This window comes from Rhizobium sp. WYCCWR10014, from assembly GCF_001657485.1.
Taxonomy (GTDB): Bacteria; Pseudomonadota; Alphaproteobacteria; order Rhizobiales; family Rhizobiaceae; genus Rhizobium.
Window position 1 is genome coordinate 121,255 of the sequence record NZ_LXFU01000052.1, and the last position, 18,019, is coordinate 139,273.

Sequence of the window (18,019 nt, forward strand, 5' to 3'; positions counted from 1 at the left end):
CGCTGCACGTCCTGGCTTCCAAGGAGAGAACTCGATGACGGAACAGCGTTTGAAAGAGTTTCCGTTGGGGGCCAAGACGATGCTGGTCGCAATCGGCCTGGCGATGCTCGCCGGTTGCGCCACGAGACCGTCGCCGGATGTGTTGAACCCGGTCCATCTGCCGGTTCATCCCCCAGCTCATCTGAATGCATCGCTTCGTTCCGATGAAGCCGCCTCGAGCCGCGTTAACGTGCTCGCTGCGACAAACAGGAACCCCGATACCGCGCGCGGCGGGTTCGGGAGCGGATGGGCTGACAATCTCACCTACGAGCAATATGCGTTTTCGGTCCCTCCCAACCGGAAGGACACCGCGATCACATATCCGACCTCGAGGCCGGATCCCGAACGCCAATTTGCCGTCATCCAGCGCAATCAGCTTCCAAGGGACGCATTCGTAGAGGAGGCGCTCCGCTCCACGCAGTCCGATGGCACCGTCGGCATCTTCGTGCATGGCTACAATTACAGTTATCAAGAGGCGTTGTATCGCACCGCGCAGATCGCCGCGGACGCCAATATTCCGGGCTCTCCGATTCTGTTTTCGTGGCCTTCGGCCGCCGCCGTCGCCGGCTATGTCGCCGACCGAGACGCGGCGTTGTCCTCGCGCAGCGACCTCGACTCGCTTGTCACGTCGCTCTCGGCCTCAGGAAAGGTGAAACGCATCATCCTTTTCGGACACAGCATGGGCGGATTCCTGGTCATGGAAACGGTGCGCCAGCTTAAACTGCAGCATCGCGACGACGTCATCGGCAAACTGGCGGTGATCCTGGCCGCCCCTGACATCGACATCGATGTTTTCCGGTCCCAGCTGAAGGATATCGGGCGGATGCCGATCCCGATATCTCTTCTCGTTTCGAAGGACGACCGGGCGCTGGTGGCCTCGAGCTTCATAGCGGGAGAGCGGGCGCGCGTCGGCCGCCTCGATATCGATGATCCCGTCATCCGGGAGGCTGCCTTGAAGGAAAGGCTCCGGGTCATCGACATCACGTCGATCCAGGCATCCGACGGACTGGGGCACGACCGCTACGCATCACTTGCCAAGTTCGGAGCGCAGCTTGCATCCTTCGAAAGCGGCAGGCGGTCGAGCGCCGGGGACGTTGGCGCCTATGTCTTCGATGCCGCTGGCGCCGCGGTCGCAAGTCCGTTTCGTCTGGCCGGGCGTGTCGTCGGTTCGCAATGACCGGACTGAGGTAAGAGCGGCGATGGCTAATCCTCAGGCATCGTCAAGAGATGTGTACAATGTGACTATTAAATTGTCAGCTGCACAAATGAAGAGCAGACTTCCGCCTGTGGTCGATTTGGCCTCAAGGTCATGGGAGGGCATTCATGAGCGTACGAAATCCGTCTCCCTCGTTATACAACGAGGATCTTGCACCCGCCGAGGAGCGCAAATGGGGTGCATTCAGCATCTTTAACGTCTGGACATCAGACGTCCACAGCCTGTGGGGCTATTATCTGGCGGCGAGCCTGTTCCTGCTGTGTGGCAGCTTCGTCAATTTCGTCATCGCCATCGGCATCGGATCGCTGGTCATCTTCTGCCTGATGAGCTTGGTCGGCAATGCCGGCGTGCGTACCGGCGTCCCCTTTCCGGTTCTGGCGCGCGCCTCCTTCGGCACGTTCGGTGCCAATGTTCCGGCACTGGTCCGGGCGGTGGTCGCCTGCTTCTGGTACGGGGCGCAGACCGCCGCCGCATCCGGCGCCATCGTTGCCTTGCTGATCCGCAACGACAACCTGCTTGCCTTTCACCAGAACAGCCACTTCCTCGGCCACTCGACGCTCGAGGTCATCTGCTATGTCATCGTCTGGGGCCTGCAGCTGCTGATCATTCAGCGCGGGATGGAAACGGTTCGCAAGTTCCAGGATTGGGCGGGTCCGGCCGTCTGGATCATGATGCTGGTGCTCGCCGTCTATCTGGTCGCCAAATCGGGCACCTTCTCCTTCGGGTCCGAAATCCCGCGCGACGTGCTGATCGAAAAGACCAAGGATGCGGGCGTGCCGGGCGAGCCTGGTTCGCTCGCAGCGCTTGCCGCCGTGGCCGCCACATGGATCACCTATTTCGCGGCGCTCTACCTGAATTTCTGCGATTTCTCGCGCTACGCAACGAATGAAAAGGCGCTGAGGAAAGGCAACCTCTGGGGGCTGCCGATCAACCTCCTGGCGTTCTGCCTGGTCGCAGGCGTGACGACCACCGCCGCCTTCACCGTCTACGGAGAGGTGCTGCTGCATCCGGAACAGATATCGGCGAAATTCGACAGCTGGTTCCTGGCGCTGCTGGCGGCGCTGACATTCGCAATTGCAACGCTCGGCATCAACGTTGTGGCGAACTTCGTGTCGCCGGCCTTCGACTTCGCCAATGTCTTCCCGCGCCAGATCAACTTCAAACGCGGCGGATATATCGCCGCCCTGATCGCTCTCGTGCTTTACCCGTTTGCTCCCTGGGAGACGGGTGCTGCGCATTTCGTCAATTTCATCGGATCGACGATGGGGCCGATCTTCGGCATCATGATGGTGGATTACTATCTTATCCGGAGGAGCCAGTTGAACGTCGAAGCGCTCTACCATGAGAATGGCGAGTTCCGGTTCCAGAGCGGATGGCACGGCAATGCCTTCATCGCATTTGCGGTTGGCGTGCTCTTCTCCTCGATCCTGCCGACCTTCACCACCATCCTGCCGGACTGGTGGGGAACCTACGGCTGGTTCTTCGGCGTCGCCATCGGCGGCGCGATCTATTTCGTGTTGAGAATGGGCGCGCGGCGCAAACCGGCCTTCGCGTCCTGACCGAATGAAAAGCGCCCGGCAATCGCCGGGCGCTTTTTTATGTCGGGGTTTCCTGTCGCGGCCTGTTTCAGCGGCGAGCGGCAACCGCATGCACGGCTGCACGAGCCGCTGGCTGCGCCATCGTTCTCGCCGTCGAGCGAAGGGCTGAGGAGTGGCTGGAGGCCACATCATCGAGCTTGAACTGGGCGATGAGTTCGCGAAGCTTCTGGGCTTCCTGCGCGAGCGAATCGGATGCCGCCGTCGACTGTTGCACCATGGTTGCGTTCTGTTGCGTGGTCTGGTCCATCCGGTTGACCGCGACGTTGACCTCGCTGAGGCCGATGGACTGCTCCTTCGCTGAGGTGGCGATTGAATCCATATGGTGATTGATCTGGGTGATGAAGCCGCCGATGGTCTTCAAGGCTTGGCCGGTATCGCGCACCAGCTTGACGCCGCCTTCCACCTCCTTAGAGGAGTTCTGGATCAGGCCCTTGATTTCCTTGGCAGCACTTGCCGAGCGCTGGGCGAGTTCGCGCACTTCCTGGGCGACGACTGCGAAACCCTTGCCGGCCTCGCCGGCTCTTGCCGCTTCCACGCCGGCATTCAGCGCGAGAAGGTTGGTCTGGAACGCGATTTCGTCGATGACGCTGATGATGTTGGAAATCTGCTGCGACGAGGTCTCGATGCGTTCCATCGCCTCTTCGGCGTGGGAAACGACTTCCGCGGAGACCCCGGCACTGCGATTTGCCTCCGTGGCCACTGTGCGCGTCTCCTCGGTTCGCTTGCTGGAGTTCGACACGTTTGCTGTAATCTCCTCCAGTGCGGCCGCCGTCTCTTCGAGCGAAGCTGCCTGCTGCTCCGTGCGCTTTGCAAGATCGCTCGCCCCGGAAGAAATTTCCCGCGTGCCTTCGTCGATCGTGCCGATGCTTTCGGAAATCGCCCTCAGCGTCGCCCCAAGCTGGTTGACGGACTGGTTGAAGTCATGGCGTAGCGCCTCGAAGTCGGGAGCGAAAGTCTCGTTGAGCTGGAAGGCGAGGTCGCCTGCCGCCAACCGCTTCAAACCGGCGGCGAGACCCGAGGTGGCAATGCGCAACCGCTCCGAGGCGTCGGCTTCCGCCTGCTCCTGGGCGGCAAGGCGATCGGCCTCCGCCCTGTTGCGGTTTTCCTCCGCGTCCTTTGCCATTTGCTTGTTGGCGATCGCGGCCTGGCGGAAGATCTCCACCGCTGCCGCCATCGATCCGATTTCGTCGGCGCGATCTGCAAATGGAATCTTGGAATCTGTATCTCCCTCGGCCAGCCGCCGCATCGAGGCGGTGATCCCGGTAATCGGATTGGCGATGCCTGTCAGCACGAAAGCGACGGCACCGAGAACGAGCAATCCAGCGACGCCGATTGCGGCAAGCAGGTAGAATTCTATCGAATCGAAGGTTTGCTTGCTGAGTTCGGCCGCCTTGTTGCTGCCGCTGACGTCCAATTCGACCAGGTTGGTCGTGGCTTCCTTGAGCTTGTCCGAATAGGAGCGCATCTCTCCGCCCAGATATTGCCCGGCTTCTTCGGTCTTGTTGGCGCGGGAAAGGGCGAGCAACTGCGAGCTGCTGGCGATGTAGCCTCCAACACTTTCCTTAATCGTCCTGATCAGTTCACGCTCATGGTCGGATGAAGCCAGCAGAAGATAGGCGTCCACCGATTTGCCGACTGCATCCTCGGCGACTTTAATGGCCTCTTCGCGCGTTTTCTTTTCCGCATCCGACTGCGCGATGATGTGATCGCGATAGGCGAGGCGCAAATTCGTCATGGAGAGATTGATCGCCTGCGAAGCCTGCACGCTCGGCAGCCAATGGGTCGCAATTTCTTCAGTGGAGCCGTTCGTATTTCGAAGACCGTCGACCGCGAGATATGCGACAAGACCGAAAAGAAGAGCAATGCCGCTAAAAATCAATAGCAAGCTCGATTTTATGTTTGGACGACGCATCGAAAGTCCTCATCGAACGCCGGCTTCATACCGGGTTAGCCAAGGACTTTTGTAACGAAAAAAATTTAACGATTTGTTCCAGATGTAAAAAAGCCGTTTACCAGTTTTCCGGAAAATCGCCGCCGCCTTTGCGCTCGGGCTCCCGCTAAAGCAGGAAAATGCCTATCGATGCGGCGTCCGGAATGACAGGAGCCAAAATGATGAAGCGCATATTTTCCGCCCTTCTTGCACTGATCCTTCCGATGCAGGCAGCCGTTTCGCAACCCGCCGACGAAGCGGGGGCACGCAAAGCTCGGTCTATCGCCCAGCTTCAATCGGAAGGTGTGCCAACCATCAATCATCTGCCGACCATCGAGCCCGAGAGCGAGAGCATCCGCCGAAATACAAAGGCGGTCGTTCAGCGGACGATTGCGCTTGCGATCGTCGCTGTGAAAGGCGAGACCGGCGACCACGAAATGGGGCAGGCTCTCATCCGACAGTTCGACGCCCAAAGTTTTTTCACGCCGAAGGAACGGGCGTTCATGGACGATCCCGATCCCACGGATCAGGATCGGACGAACTTCGCCTGGCGCTACGAGGGTGTGCACGTCATGTTGTGGGCGCTCGGGATCAGCTCCGATCTCGAACGTCCCGACCATATTTGCGACGTGCTATCTATTGCGAACACGCTGCGCGAACTGGGGACGGACGGGCTGATGCGTCGCGCCAGGCTTCGTCCGCAGAAAGAACTGCTCGACGCTGCCGATCTCATTTACCGCTACGATTGGGCGGCCGTGAACGCGCGGCTGAAGGGAGAGGAGCCTCCAACCGGATTGGATAAGGGCGTGGTCTACGAACGGCATTATGCCCTCAACTGGCTGATTGGCTACATGGACCAGGATTGGGACGATATTTCCACGGACACGTGATGCTACCGGGACGGCTGGCCACGATGAAGGCGGCTGGTCAGACCCCGCACCGACGCGGTGATGCATGTTTTACGAAATAGCATTATGATCGGCTGAGCGCCTGACCGGCCAAGGGATTGGCCCCGGGGATATATGATCCCGTGCGCGATTGGAGAGGATAGCTGGATTTGGAACGGCTGAAGGATCTGGATAGTGCTCTCGCGCCGGCAGGTGGCGGTTCCACATCGCCTCCCTATGAACGGCCCGGCGTCGTGGCCGCCGCCGTTTATCAGCATGGGCAACGCATTCGCGACATCAGGGTAGAAGAGGCCGGCGAATGGCGAAGCCGGGAGAATGCCGTCGTCTGGATCGGCCTGCACGAGCCGGATGAAGTGCTGCTGCACCAGGTTCAGGCCGAGTTCAATCTCCATGCTCTGGCGATCGAGGACGCAGCACAGCCTCACCAGCGCCCGAAGCTGGAGATTTATGGCGACGCGATGTTTATCGTCGCCCGGACCGCCCATATGAAGGATGACGAAATCGTCTTCGGCGAAACACATTTGTTCGTCGGTCGCGGTTACGTCGTCTCCGTCCGCCACGGCGACTCGTCTTCCTATCTTGCGGTGCGGCAGCGATGCGAGGCCACGCCGGCAGCACTTGCCCACGGCGAGAACTATATTCTCTATTCCATCCTCGATTTCATCGTCGACAACTACATGCCTGTCATCGAGGTCGTGCAGGAGGAAGTCGAGAAGCTCGAGGATCTGGTGCTGCGCGAACAGCTGGAAAAGTCCGACATCGAGCGGCTTTACCTGTTGCGGCGCAAGCTGCTGCGGTTGCGCAACGCCGTGGTGCCCCTCGTGGACGTCTGTCGGCGGTACGAGCATATCGATCTTCCCGGCATGGATCCCACACTCCAGTCGCTTTTTCGCGATGTGACCGATCACGTGCGCCGGGTTCAGGAAGATATCGATGCGCTGCGCGAGGTCCTTGCCTTCGCCTTCGAGGCCAGCGTGATGATCGGCCAGACGGAGCAGACGGCAATCGCCCGCAAGCTCGCCGCCTGGGCGGCAATCCTCGCCGTTCCCACCGCGATCGCCGGTATCTACGGGATGAATTTCAACGATATGCCGGAGCTGAAATTCCAGTACGGCTATTTCGTCGTGCTTGGCGTTATCGTCACCTTGTGCCTAGGCCTCTTCGGTTTCTTCCGTCGAAAGAAGTGGCTCTAGGGGGCAGACGGGAGATCCTGGCCGGCGAAGATACATTAGCACAAGGCCTTCAGCAGCTGATCCCGATAGCTGCGAACATAGTCTATATCGCTGAGATAGAGCCGGGCGTCTCCTGCAATCACGTCCTCCACGAATGTCTCATTTCCGGCCGCCGCACTTGCCAGCATGAAATCGACGAGCGCCTGAAGCCGCCGGCAGATCATCTCGGGGAGCTGGCGCCGATCTTCCCCTGTCGCCCCATATGCCGTGCAGAAGATTTCCGCCCGGCGCAGCTGTTCGTCGAGGCCGAAGGTCACGTTCGGATTGGCGGGATCGGAGAGCGGCGCCCAGCGGTAAACCGAATAGGCCAGATCCCATAGGCGCGGTGCGGGATGGGCGGTATCGAAATCGATGATCCCGACAGCCTCATGGTCTGCCGTAGCGACGTTGTAGGGCGCATAGTCGCCGTGGCATATGATCTCGCGCGGCTCCTGTGGCGGCAGCATCCATGTCTGGATCTGGCGATCCGCTTCGAGAAACCCTTGAGATGCCGAATGAAATTCGCGCAGGAGCCTGGCTGCGGAAAGCAGCATGCGTTCCGATCCGACAAATTGGTCGCTCAGGTCTTCGCAGACGCGCCCGCTGACATAACTGACGACTTCCTGGTTTCCGGCTAATTCAATGGGATCCGGCGCTCCCGGAAAGCCTCTGCTCCTGAGATGGCGCAAGAACCGGTGCACCGTTGGCGTCCATGAGCCGGAAGGCCGTACGACGGTATTGCCGTCCTGCCAGATCTGCCCGGTTCGTCCGCCCTCCAACAGCTTCACGTTCCGGCCTCCAGACGTTCTTTATGCGAATTCAGTTCTTCGATATGGGCCTGAACCGTAGCGCCAAGGTTTGTCTCATGGCAGTTCCGATAGAACGCCACCACGTCGGAAGGCATTCCGTCGGGGATGGGGACGAAGTCTTCAAGCCGCAGGCCGCTTGAGCTGCCGAGTTGCGGATCGATCAGCTGGCTCTCGCTCAAACTGCCGACACGATCGGCCAGGGCTTGGAAATAGGCGAGGTTGGCATCCACCGCCGAAGAGGAGTGCGTCCGGCCGTGCGCAGGGATGACCAGTCTTGCATTGAGGTCACGTATCCGCTCGAGCGAGGAGCGGATCAAGCGCAGGTCGCCTGCATTTTTGCTCCAGACTTCGGGGATGGGGTATTCCACTGCGTCGACGGCCAGACAGACGCGAAGTTCCGGAATCCATACGGCGATATGGTCGGGCGTGTGTCCCGGCGTATGAATGAGTTCCAGCGTCAGATCGCCGCCGTTGAGGGTCATCGAGCCGGAGAACGTAATATCCGGACCGATGAGGTCGACGTTCCGAAACCGCGCCTCCTGGCTCGCCTTGTCCCTCAGGACCTCGCGTGCCGAAGGGTCGCGTAAACGGTCGAGCGCGCCGGCATGCGCGATAATCGGAGCGCGCCCGGCAATGGCGGCATTCCCCCAGAAATGATCCCAATCCATATGCGAATTGATGACGATCAGCGGACGAGCGTTCGTCTGTGCCTCGAGCAGATCCAGCGCCGCCATGCAGAGTTCGGGCGTGCCGAGCGTGTCGATCAGGACATTGAACTTAGCGGTCCGGACGAACACGGCATCAACTTCGTCCCCCGCCCTGACGATCACGATTCGATCATCGAGTCCGGGGTATGAACACAATTCCACCGATGGATTCACGTCTGGTCGCCTTTATTGCAATCGCAGTGATTCATTCGGATACATCAAGTCCCGTTCGGGCGCCTGCTCTTTCAGAACGGTGCGGGGCGGTGGCGGGGCTTCCCGTCGATCTGGCTTTCGCTCTACCGGAACATGTACATCCCAACCTCTCATCACGGTGTTGGGCTCCGCGGCCATACATATGACCATCACACTCGGTTTCGAACGGCCATAGCTCTTCGGCGTCCACCGTGTTTCGAGCGGAACCGCGCAGCGGGGAACCAGCGTCTTCAGGTTGGGCGCCAGCACATCCCATTGCCGGTGCCCCTTGGCGTTCTCGTGCGAAATGAAGCGCCTGGCCTCCTCGCGGATTTCGAACAAGCCATGCGTGTCCTCAGTGGAGCGATCGGTCTCGATGCTCCAGGAGGCGAGGCACAGCGCGCAAGCCGACAGGGCGGCGCTAAGGAGTATCGATCGAAGCAATGGTGCGCCGTCAGCAGCCAAATGGGTCACCCTCCCGGGAGCGGAAGACTATCCAAATACGGCACGAAACTTCAAGGCCCGTCTGCGGAAGCGAGCGCCTTTGATGCGCGAACGGAGCGCGCGCCATCGATCCACGCCGGTGCGGCCGGCGATGTCTGCGCATCGCGAATTGGCAGTTTCAGTGGAACAACCGCGGCCAACAGAAGTTTGCCTTCAAACCAAAACTCGAGCGGCGGCCGATGTCATTCTCTCCAAACCAGGGTGTGTTGAGCACCCCACCCCGGATCTATTATGTCAATCCACTCCTTCTTCAGGGTATCGATGCGTGGCGCGAGGTATTCGACCATGCGGCGGATATCGGTTTCGACCGTGTGCTGACGGCACCTCTGTTCGATCGGGGCGGGGAGCGCAGCATCTTTGCCTCCCAGGATCTGAATCGCCTTGATCCTCAACTGTCGCTCGGAAGCGCAATCGAGGATGGGGTGGGGCGCTTGGGGGAGGCTGCCCGCAAGAGCGGCGTCGCCTTGATGATGGATCTTATGCTCGACGGCAAGGCCCGGAATTCCGAGGCGGGCTTTCGCCCCGTCGACCCGAGACGCTCACCATTGGATCCGGAAGAGCCGATGATCGCGATGGAGGCGGAGTCTCGATCCCGGCTGTTGGAAGAGTGGACAGAACGGCTGCGAGAACTTGCCGGTCTCGGCCTCTCTGGCTACCGGGCGCTCGGGATCGATCGCATTGCGCCGGCGGTTTTCAAATCGCTGATTGCGGCGGTGCGTGAAAAGGCGGACGCGCAATTCCTAGCCTGGACGCCCGGCACCGATTTTGGGGCGAGGGTCGCGGTCAAGAATACAGGCTTTGATGGATGTTTTTCATCGATGGCTTGGTGGGATTTTGACGAGAGATGGTTCATCGAAGAACACCGCGTCCAGAAGCAGCTTGGCTGGCAGATCGCTTTTCCGGAGCCGCCATTCGCCAGGCGGATCGCGCACGGAACCGAGAGCCGCGAAATCGTTGAACGGCGCGCCATAAGGGCGCTACGCCTTGCCGCCTCGCTCGGCGGCGGCCTGATGGTTCCGATGGGCTTCGAATATGGCGCGGCCGCGCCGCTCGATCCGACCCATGGGAATGGAACGGGTTTGCGGGGGCTGCGCCATGACCTCGCTTTCGATATCTCCTCCGAAATTCGCCTTGCGAACGCCGAGGTCGGCAAGGCTCCCCCTGTGCTTGCCTCATCGCTTCGGCTCATCCGCAACGCCAATGGACCTGTCTCAGCGCTGCTGCAATCGGCGGCGGAAGACCTTCGCAGCGCCGAGAATGTGCGGTTCATCCTGCTCAACAGGGACCTTCGGAAAAGTGCGCCCGCTCCAGTGACCGCACTGCGCGAAGCGGCCTCTGGTTTTCTTCCCGCCGGAGCCGACGGCACGGCTCTGCGGCTGCGGGCAGGCGAGACCCTGGTGGTCGAAGGCAAGGCGCCGGCGCCGATCACATCGCGGCCAATCCTCGACGTCGCGCAGGCGATAGCATCACCGCGGCTTGCCATCGAAAACATCACGCCGCGGGTCGATGACGGGCGCTTTCCCGTCAAGAGGGTGGTCGGCGACATCGTCACCGTTGAGGCGGATATATTCGCCGACGGCCACGACCCGATCGCCGCGGTGCTGCTCTGGCGGCCGCTCGATGCGGCGGACTGGAACGAGACGGAGATGCAATTGGTCGAGAATGACCGCTGGCGCGCCGAATTCCTGCTGGAACGGGTCGGACGCTATGAATTTGCCGTCGAGGCATGGAAGAACCCGTTTGCGATTTTTCGCTACGAACTGGCAAAGAAGAACGATGCCAGGTTGGACCTGAAGCTTGAACTTCAGGAGGGGATAAAGCTCGTTCGTTCGGCCGAGATGCATGCCGGTGCCAGGCTCCGCGCCGAATTAAAGGCGCTAATCACCAATCTCGAAAGCGCCTCGGATGCCGAGCGAACGGCGATCCTGCTCGATGCCGGAACATCCGAATTGATGAACAAGGCGGACAGGCGGCCGTTTCGGCTTCGCTCGACAGCAAGCGCCGTCGATGCCGAACGCAAGGAGGCGGCCTTTGCCAGCTGGTACCAAATCTTCCCGCGCTCGCAGAGCGGCGATCCGGACCGGCACGGCACCTTCGACGACGTCATCCCACGACTGCCCGCCATCCGCGACATGGGCTTCGACGTGCTCTATTTCCCGCCCATTCATCCGATCGGTTCGACCAACCGGAAAGGCCGCAACAACAGCCTGAAAGCCGCGCCCGGCGACCCCGGAAGCCCCTATGCCATCGGCTCCGAGGACGGCGGCCATGACGCTATCCATCCCGAGCTCGGCGAGTTCGAGGATTTCCGCCGGCTGGTCGAGGCGGCGGGCCGGCATGGCCTGGAGATCGCTCTCGACCTCGCGATCCAGGCGTCGCCGGATCACCCCTGGCTGAAGGAGCATCCCGGCTGGTTCGACTGGCGTCCCGACGGCACGATCAAATATGCCGAAAACCCGCCGAAGAAATACGAGGACATCGTCAACGTCGATTTCTACACGAAAGACGCGCTGCCTTCGCTGTGGGTGGAGCTCAGGGATGTCGTGCAGCTTTGGGTGGACCAGGGCGTCAAGCTGTTTCGCGTCGACAATCCGCACACAAAGCCCTTTCCGTTCTGGGAATGGCTGATCGGCGATATCAGGGCCCGTCATCCCGACGTCGTCTTCCTCTCGGAAGCCTTCACCAAGCCGAAGGTCATGTACCGGCTGGCAAAGATCGGCTTCTCCCAGTCCTACACCTATTTCACCTGGCGCAATGCCAAATGGGAGCTCGAGCAATACATGCGAGAGCTGACCGAGACGGCGCCGAAAGAATTCTTCCGCCCGCATTTCTTCGTCAACACGCATGATATCAATCCGGATTTCCTGCAGAACGCGCCGCGCCCGGCCTTCCTGATCCGCGCAGCCCTTGCCGCCACTCTTTCGGGATTGTGGGGCGTCTATAACGGTTTCGAACTTTGCGAGGGGCGTCCCGATGCCAAGCGCAAGGAATATGCCGACAGCGAGAAGTATGAAATCCGCGCCTGGGACTACGACCGGCCGGGCAATATCATTGCCGAAATCAGGACGCTCAATCGCATTCGGACCGAAAACACCGCGCTGCATTCACATCTCGGGCTGACGCTGCTGAACGCGCGAAACGACAATATCCTGTTTTTCGAGAAGGCAAGCCGCGCCCGTGACAACGTCCTGCTGATCGCCATCAGCCTCGATCCCCACAATTTCCAACAAAGCGACGTCGAGCTGCCGCTCTGGCAGTGGTCGCTCGGAGATGGCGGCACGCTGGATGCCGAAGATCTGATCGGCGGGCATCGTTTCAAGTGGACCGGCAAATGGCAAAGCATCGGGCTCAATCCTGAGGTCCTGCCCTATGCGATCTGGCGTATTCGCTCAAGGGAGGCATGAATGGACACGATGAATGCAGATAGCGCGCCGCAGCCGCTCTGGTACAAGGATGCGATTATCTACCAGCTGCACATCAAGTCGTTCTACGACGCCAATGGCGACGGGGTCGGCGATTTCGCCGGCCTGCACCAGAAGCTCGATCATATCGCAGCCCTCGGCGTCAATGCCATCTGGCTCCTGCCTTTCTTTCCCTCTCCGCGCCGCGACGACGGTTACGACATCGCCGACTACGGCAATGTCAGCCCCGATTATGGGACGATGGAGGATTTCCGAGCCTTCGTCGACGCCGCTCACCAGCGCAATATCCGCGTCATCATCGAGCTCGTCATCAACCACACCTCCGATCAGCATCCCTGGTTCCAGCGCGCGCGCCAATCGCCGGCGGGATCGCCGGAGCGCGACTTCTATGTCTGGTCGGATACCGATCAGAAATTTCCGGAAACGCGTATCATTTTCATCGATACGGAAAAATCCAACTGGACATGGGACGCCGTCGCCGGCGCCTATTACTGGCACCGCTTCTATTCCCATCAGCCCGACCTCAATTTCGATAGTCCCCTTGTCATGGAGGAATTGCTGAGGGTGATGCGCTTCTGGCTGGAAACCGGCATCGACGGTTTTCGTCTCGACGCGATCCCTTACCTCGTCGAGCGCGAGGGGACGATCAACGAAAACCTGCCTGAAACCCACGCGATCCTCAAACGCATACGCGCCGCGCTCGATGCCACCCATCCCGGCGTGATGCTGCTTGCCGAGGCCAATCAATGGCCGGAGGACACGCGCGAATATTTCGGGGAGGGTGACGAATGCCACATGGCCTTCCACTTCCCGCTGATGCCGCGCATGTATATGGCGATCGCCAAGGAGGATCGGTTTCCGATCACCGATATCCTGCGCCAGACGCCGGAGATTCCAGACAATTGCCAATGGGCGATCTTCCTTCGCAACCACGACGAGCTGACGCTCGAAATGGTGACCGACGCCGAGCGGGATTATCTCTGGGAGACTTATGCATCCGACAAGCGTGCCCGCATCAATCTCGGCATTAGGCGGCGCCTGGCGCCGTTGATGGAGCGCGACCGCCGGCGGATCGAGCTGATGAACGCGCTTCTTCTCTCGATGCCGGGAACGCCGGTGATCTATTACGGTGACGAGATCGGCATGGGCGACAATATCTATCTCGGCGACCGGGATGGGGTGAGGACGCCGATGCAATGGTCTCCGGACCGCAATGGCGGTTTCTCCAGGGCAGATCCGGCGCGTCTGGTTCTGCCGCCCGTCGCCGACCCGCTTTATGGCTTTGAAGCCGTCAACGTCGAGGCGCAGAGCACAGACGCGCATTCGCTGCTCAACTGGACGCGCAGAATGTTGGCGTTGCGCGGCAGGCATCCCGCCTTCGGGCGTGGCACGCTGCGGTTCCTTTCACCGGAAAATCGCAAGATCCTTGCCTATCTCAGGGAGTATGAAGGCGAGGTCTTGCTTTGTGTTGCCAGTCTCTCGCGGCTGCCGCAGGCCGTCGAACTCGACTTGTCGAGCTTCGAGGGGCGCGTTCCGATTGAACTGACCGGCATGTCGCCGTTTCCGCCGATCGGCCAGTTGACCTATCTCCTGACCTTGCCGCCCTACGGTTTCTTCTGGTTCCAGCTGACGGCTGATGCCGACCCGCCGGCGTGGCGCACCGCACCGCCGGAACAGCTTCCCGATCTGTTGACGATGGTCATCCGGCGTAGCCTGCTCGACCTCGTCGATGAGCCGGGTCATGCGCGCATCCTGAGCGGCGAAATCCTGCCTGCGTATCTCTCCAGGCGGCGATGGTTCGGGGCAAAGGACCAGCCGCTTCAGGCCGCCAGACTGATCTCCGTGACACCAATCCCATTCGCCGATGGCGTCGTCCTCGGCGAGTTGGAGGTCGTGCTGCCGAACCACAGCGAATCCTACCAACTGCCGCTCGCGGTCGCCTGGGACGATGCCCACCCTTCCGCGCTTGCCCAGCAGCTTGCGCTTGGGAGGATTCGCCAAGGCAGACGCGTCGGTTTCCTCACAGATGGATTCGCCGTGGAGGCAATGGCGCGCGGCATTCTGCACGGACTTCGCGACCGCTCGCGCACCACCGGCCGGACCGGCACGCTCGAATTCCTCGGGACAGAACAGCTCGACAGTCTCGATATTTCAGGCGAGCTGCCGGTGCATTGGCTATCGGCTGAACAGTCGAACAGCTCGCTGCTCGTCGGCGACGTAGCGATGATCAAACTGATCAGGCACATCTTCCCGGGCATCCATCCGGAAGTCGAGATGACGCGCTATCTCACCCGTGCCGGCTATGACCATACGGCGCCCCTGCTCGGCGAGGTTGCGCATACCGATTCCAGCGGACGCCGTTCCACCTTGATCATCGTCCAGGGGGCGATCCGCAACCAGGGCGACGCCTGGAACTGGATGCTGAACAATCTGCGCCGTGGGGCCGACGAACTGGTGCTGAACGATCCTGCGGTCCAACCAGACGACGACGTCTTCCGGTCGCTCATCAGTTTCGTCGCGATGGTGGGCCTCAGGCTCGGCGAATTGCATGTCGTGCTCGCTGCGAAGACCGGGGACGAGGCCTTCAGCCCGGTGGTAGCAGGCGACAGCGAGGTCGAGGCGATGAGGAAGGCCGTTGCCGGGGAGCTCGCCTATGCCATGTCGAAGCTCGATGAACGCGACGAGAATGCCGACCCTGCAATCGACTTGCTCGCAACGCCGCTTCTGGAGCGTCGTTTCGAACTCGCAGAGCTCGCCGGGACGCTGGCGGAGAGCTGCCGCCATACGCTGATGACACGCACGCATGGCGACTTCCATCTTGGCCAGATCCTTGTCAGCGAGGGTGATGCCGTCATCATCGACTTCGAGGGCGAGCCTGCGAAAAACCTGACCGAGCGCCGCGCCAAGACGAACCCGTTGCGTGATGTCGCCGGGCTTTTGAGATCGCTGAGCTACCTCGTGGCCACCGCGCAGCTCGATAACGACGCGGTCATCGAACACGACAACGAGGTCCGCCGCGAGGCGATTGCCCGCTTCGGGCGCAATGCCGAGGAGGCATTTCTGGATGCTTATTCGCAGGCGGTCTCCGTATCGAAGGAGCTAGACATGCCACCCGATCAAAGACGCAGGGTTCTCGATGCCTTTCTTCTCGAAAAGGCCGCCTACGAGATCGCCTATGAAGCCCGCAACAGGCCGAAATGGCTTCCGATCCCACTATCCGGCCTTACCGAAATCGTATCGCGTCTGGCGGGGGTCACGGCATGAATGTTGAGCGCTCGGAACTTCTGGCGGGCATCGGACAGGATGCGCTATGGGCCTTGATCGAGGGGCGCCATGGCGATCCGTTTTCGATCCTCGGCCCCCACCAAAGCGGTGGCATGACGATCGTGCGGGTGTATCTGCCCGGTGCGGAAGCGGTCGATCTCATCGATGCGACGAGCGGCCGGGTGGTGGCGCCATTCAGCATCGCCCACCCCTCCGGCCTGTTTGCGGCGGCGGCCGCCTCGAGGACGGGATACCGGCTGCGGATCACATGGCCGGATGCAGTTCAGATCACCGAGGACCCCTACAGTTTCGGTCTGCTGCTCGGAGAGCTCGACCTTCATCTGATATCGGAGGGCACTCACTATAGTCTGAGCCGGACGCTCGGCGCGGTTGATATGTCGATCGACGGCATATCAGGCGTTCGTTTCGCCGTCTGGGCTCCGAATGCGCGCCGCGTCTCGGTTGTCGGCGACTTCAATGCCTGGGACGGGCGGCGAAACCCGATGCGGCTGAGACCGTCGGCGGGCGTCTGGGAGCTGTTTATCCCGCGCCTCGCCCCCGGCGAAAGGTATAAGTTCGAGATCATCGATGCTGAGGGGACCTGTTTGCCGCAGAAGGCCGATCCGGTCGCGAGGGCAAGCGAGGCCGCTCCGTCCACCGCCTCCATCGTGGCATCGTCGACGCCGTTTCGATGGACCGATGACGGTTGGATGAAGGGCCGATCCCGGCAAGATAGGCTGGAGGGCGCATTCTCCGTCTATGAGGTGCACGCCGGCTCCTGGCTTCGCGATCTAAAGGGCGGCAATAGGTCGCTCGACTGGGTCGAACTCAGCCAGCGGCTGGTCCCCTATGTCAGCGACATGGGCTTTACCCATATCGAGCTGCTGCCGATCATGGAGCATCCGTTCGGCGGCTCCTGGGGCTATCAGCCGCTTGGTCTGTTCGCTCCGACCGGCCGATATGGGACGCCTGAGGATTTCGCCTATTTCATCGACCGGTGCCATGGCGCCGGGCTCGGCGTCATCCTCGACTGGGTGCCGGCCCATTTTCCCACAGATGTCTGGGGGCTTGCCCGCTTCGACGGCAGCGCTCTCTACGAGCACGAAGATCCGCGCGAAGGCTTTCACCGCGACTGGAATACGCTGATCTACAATCTCGGCCGCAATGAGGTGAAAGGGTTCCTGATTGCCAGCGCGCTGGAATGGCTGGAGCGCTACCATATCGACGGTTTGCGGGTCGACGCCGTGGCCTCGATGCTTTACCGCGACTACAGCCGCAACGAGGGCGAATGGATTCCCAACCAATATGGTGGTCGCGAGAATCTGGAAGCCGTCGAATTCTTCAAGCACCTGAACAGCATCATTCACGAGCGCTGCCCGCACGCGATGACGATCGCCGAGGAATCGACGGCCTGGCCGGGCGTGACGAAGCCGCCGGAGCAAGGGGGGCTGGGCTTCGACATCAAATGGAACATGGGCTGGATGCATGACAGCCTGAGCTACATCGAGAAGGATCCGATTTATCGGAGCTACGCCCATGGCACGATGACCTTCGGAATGATCTATGCCTATTCCGAGCGCTTCATTCTGCCGATTTCCCATGACGAGGTCGTCTACGGAAAGGGCTCGCTGCTGACGAAGATGCCAGGCGACGAATGGCAAAAATTTGCCAATCTGCGCAGCTATCTCGCCTTCATGTGGGGCCATCCCGGCAAGAAGCTTTTGTTCATGGGAAGCGAAGTCGCCCAGCCCGGCGAGTGGAACCATGACGGGTCGGTGACCTGGGATGTACTGGACCGGCCTCAGCATGTCGGGATTCAGCGGCTGGTGAAGGATCTGAACGGCCTCTACGCGGACGAGCCTGCATTACAATTCGGCGACTTTCATCCCGAGGGTTTCGAATGGGCGGCAGCCGACGACGCCGTCAATTCCGTCCTCGGCATGCTCCGTTATGCGCCCGATCGCGTTTCGTCGATCCTGGTCATGTCGAATTTCACGCCGGTGCCGCGTTACGGCTACAGGATCGGCGTGCCCAGCGACGGTGTGTGGATCGAGCGGATGACGACGGATGCGCGGGAATATGGCGGCTCGGGCCTGGTCAACGGCGCGGTGTCGACGGAACCCGTGCCCGCCCACGGCAGGCCGGTCTCCCTGTCACTGACGCTGCCGCCGCTATCGACGATTTTTCTGCAGGGGCCGTCACCCTGACGGCGCGGCCGC

At 60.9% G+C, this 18,019-nt stretch carries 11 protein-coding genes; 7 read left to right on the top strand and 4 right to left on the bottom strand.

Annotated elements, in window-relative coordinates; genetic code table 11:
- Nucleotides 1–34 precede the first annotated feature (34 nt).
- Together A6U98_RS33190 and A6U98_RS33195 are read left to right on the top strand one after the other, a co-directional pair.
- On the top strand, nucleotides 35–1,216 hold the full coding sequence (locus A6U98_RS33190; protein ID WP_064655462.1) for an alpha/beta fold hydrolase: 1,182 nt from the start codon (nucleotides 35–37) through the stop codon (nucleotides 1,214–1,216).
- 146 nt (nucleotides 1,217–1,362) lie between these two features.
- Nucleotides 1,363–2,814, top strand: coding sequence for an NCS1 family nucleobase:cation symporter-1 (locus A6U98_RS33195; RefSeq protein ID WP_064655463.1), 1,452 nt, complete (start codon nucleotides 1,363–1,365; stop codon nucleotides 2,812–2,814).
- A 67-nt stretch (nucleotides 2,815–2,881) separates the two neighbouring features.
- Here A6U98_RS33195 and A6U98_RS33200 read toward each other — a convergent pair whose 3' ends face one another.
- The gene (locus A6U98_RS33200) at nucleotides 2,882–4,765 is read right to left on the bottom strand and encodes a HAMP domain-containing methyl-accepting chemotaxis protein (RefSeq protein WP_064655464.1); all 1,884 of its coding nucleotides are present in this window, start codon (nucleotides 4,763–4,765) and stop codon (nucleotides 2,882–2,884) included.
- Between the two features lie 197 nt (nucleotides 4,766–4,962).
- On the opposite strand from A6U98_RS33200, the gene A6U98_RS33205 reads away from it, so the two are divergent.
- Nucleotides 4,963–5,673: a DUF4272 domain-containing protein gene (locus A6U98_RS33205; RefSeq protein ID WP_064655621.1), complete on the top strand. Its 711-nt coding sequence runs from the start codon at nucleotides 4,963–4,965 to the stop codon at nucleotides 5,671–5,673.
- Nucleotides 5,674–5,840: 167 nt separating this feature from the next.
- Complete coding sequence (gene corA, locus A6U98_RS33210; protein ID WP_064655465.1) at nucleotides 5,841–6,884, top strand: magnesium/cobalt transporter CorA; 1,044 nt, start codon at nucleotides 5,841–5,843, stop codon at nucleotides 6,882–6,884.
- Between the two features lie 35 nt (nucleotides 6,885–6,919).
- Here corA and A6U98_RS33215 read toward each other — a convergent pair whose 3' ends face one another.
- The 3 genes from A6U98_RS33215 to A6U98_RS33225 are packed head-to-tail and all read right to left on the bottom strand — an operon-like array spanning nucleotide 6,920 to nucleotide 9,075.
- Complete coding sequence (locus tag A6U98_RS33215) at nucleotides 6,920–7,690, bottom strand: aminoglycoside phosphotransferase family protein (RefSeq protein WP_064655466.1); 771 nt, start codon at nucleotides 7,688–7,690, stop codon at nucleotides 6,920–6,922.
- Nucleotides 7,687–8,592, bottom strand: a complete 906-nt coding sequence (locus tag A6U98_RS33220; RefSeq protein ID WP_064655467.1) for an MBL fold metallo-hydrolase — start codon at nucleotides 8,590–8,592, stop codon at nucleotides 7,687–7,689. Before A6U98_RS33220 ends, A6U98_RS33215 begins: the two co-directional genes overlap by 4 nt.
- Nucleotides 8,593–8,604: 12 nt before the next feature.
- Nucleotides 8,605–9,075, bottom strand: a complete 471-nt coding sequence (locus A6U98_RS33225; RefSeq protein WP_245304600.1) for a hypothetical protein — start codon at nucleotides 9,073–9,075, stop codon at nucleotides 8,605–8,607.
- Between the two features lie 218 nt (nucleotides 9,076–9,293).
- On the opposite strand from A6U98_RS33225, the gene A6U98_RS33230 reads away from it, so the two are divergent.
- Genes A6U98_RS33230 through glgB form a run of 3 tightly spaced genes read left to right on the top strand, consistent with a single transcriptional unit; the run spans nucleotide 9,294 to nucleotide 18,007 of the window.
- On the top strand, nucleotides 9,294–12,518 hold the full coding sequence (locus A6U98_RS33230; protein ID WP_064655468.1) for an alpha-1,4-glucan--maltose-1-phosphate maltosyltransferase: 3,225 nt from the start codon (nucleotides 9,294–9,296) through the stop codon (nucleotides 12,516–12,518).
- A complete protein-coding gene (treS, locus tag A6U98_RS33235) occupies nucleotides 12,519–15,800 on the top strand; it encodes a maltose alpha-D-glucosyltransferase (protein WP_064655469.1) in 3,282 nt (1,093 codons plus the stop codon).
- Nucleotides 15,797–18,007 (top strand): 1,4-alpha-glucan branching protein GlgB, encoded by a 2,211-nt coding sequence (gene glgB, locus A6U98_RS33240; RefSeq protein WP_064655470.1) that lies wholly within the window; start codon nucleotides 15,797–15,799, stop codon nucleotides 18,005–18,007. The genes treS and glgB overlap by 4 nt, the downstream gene beginning before the upstream one ends.
- Nucleotides 18,008–18,019 lie beyond the last annotated feature (12 nt).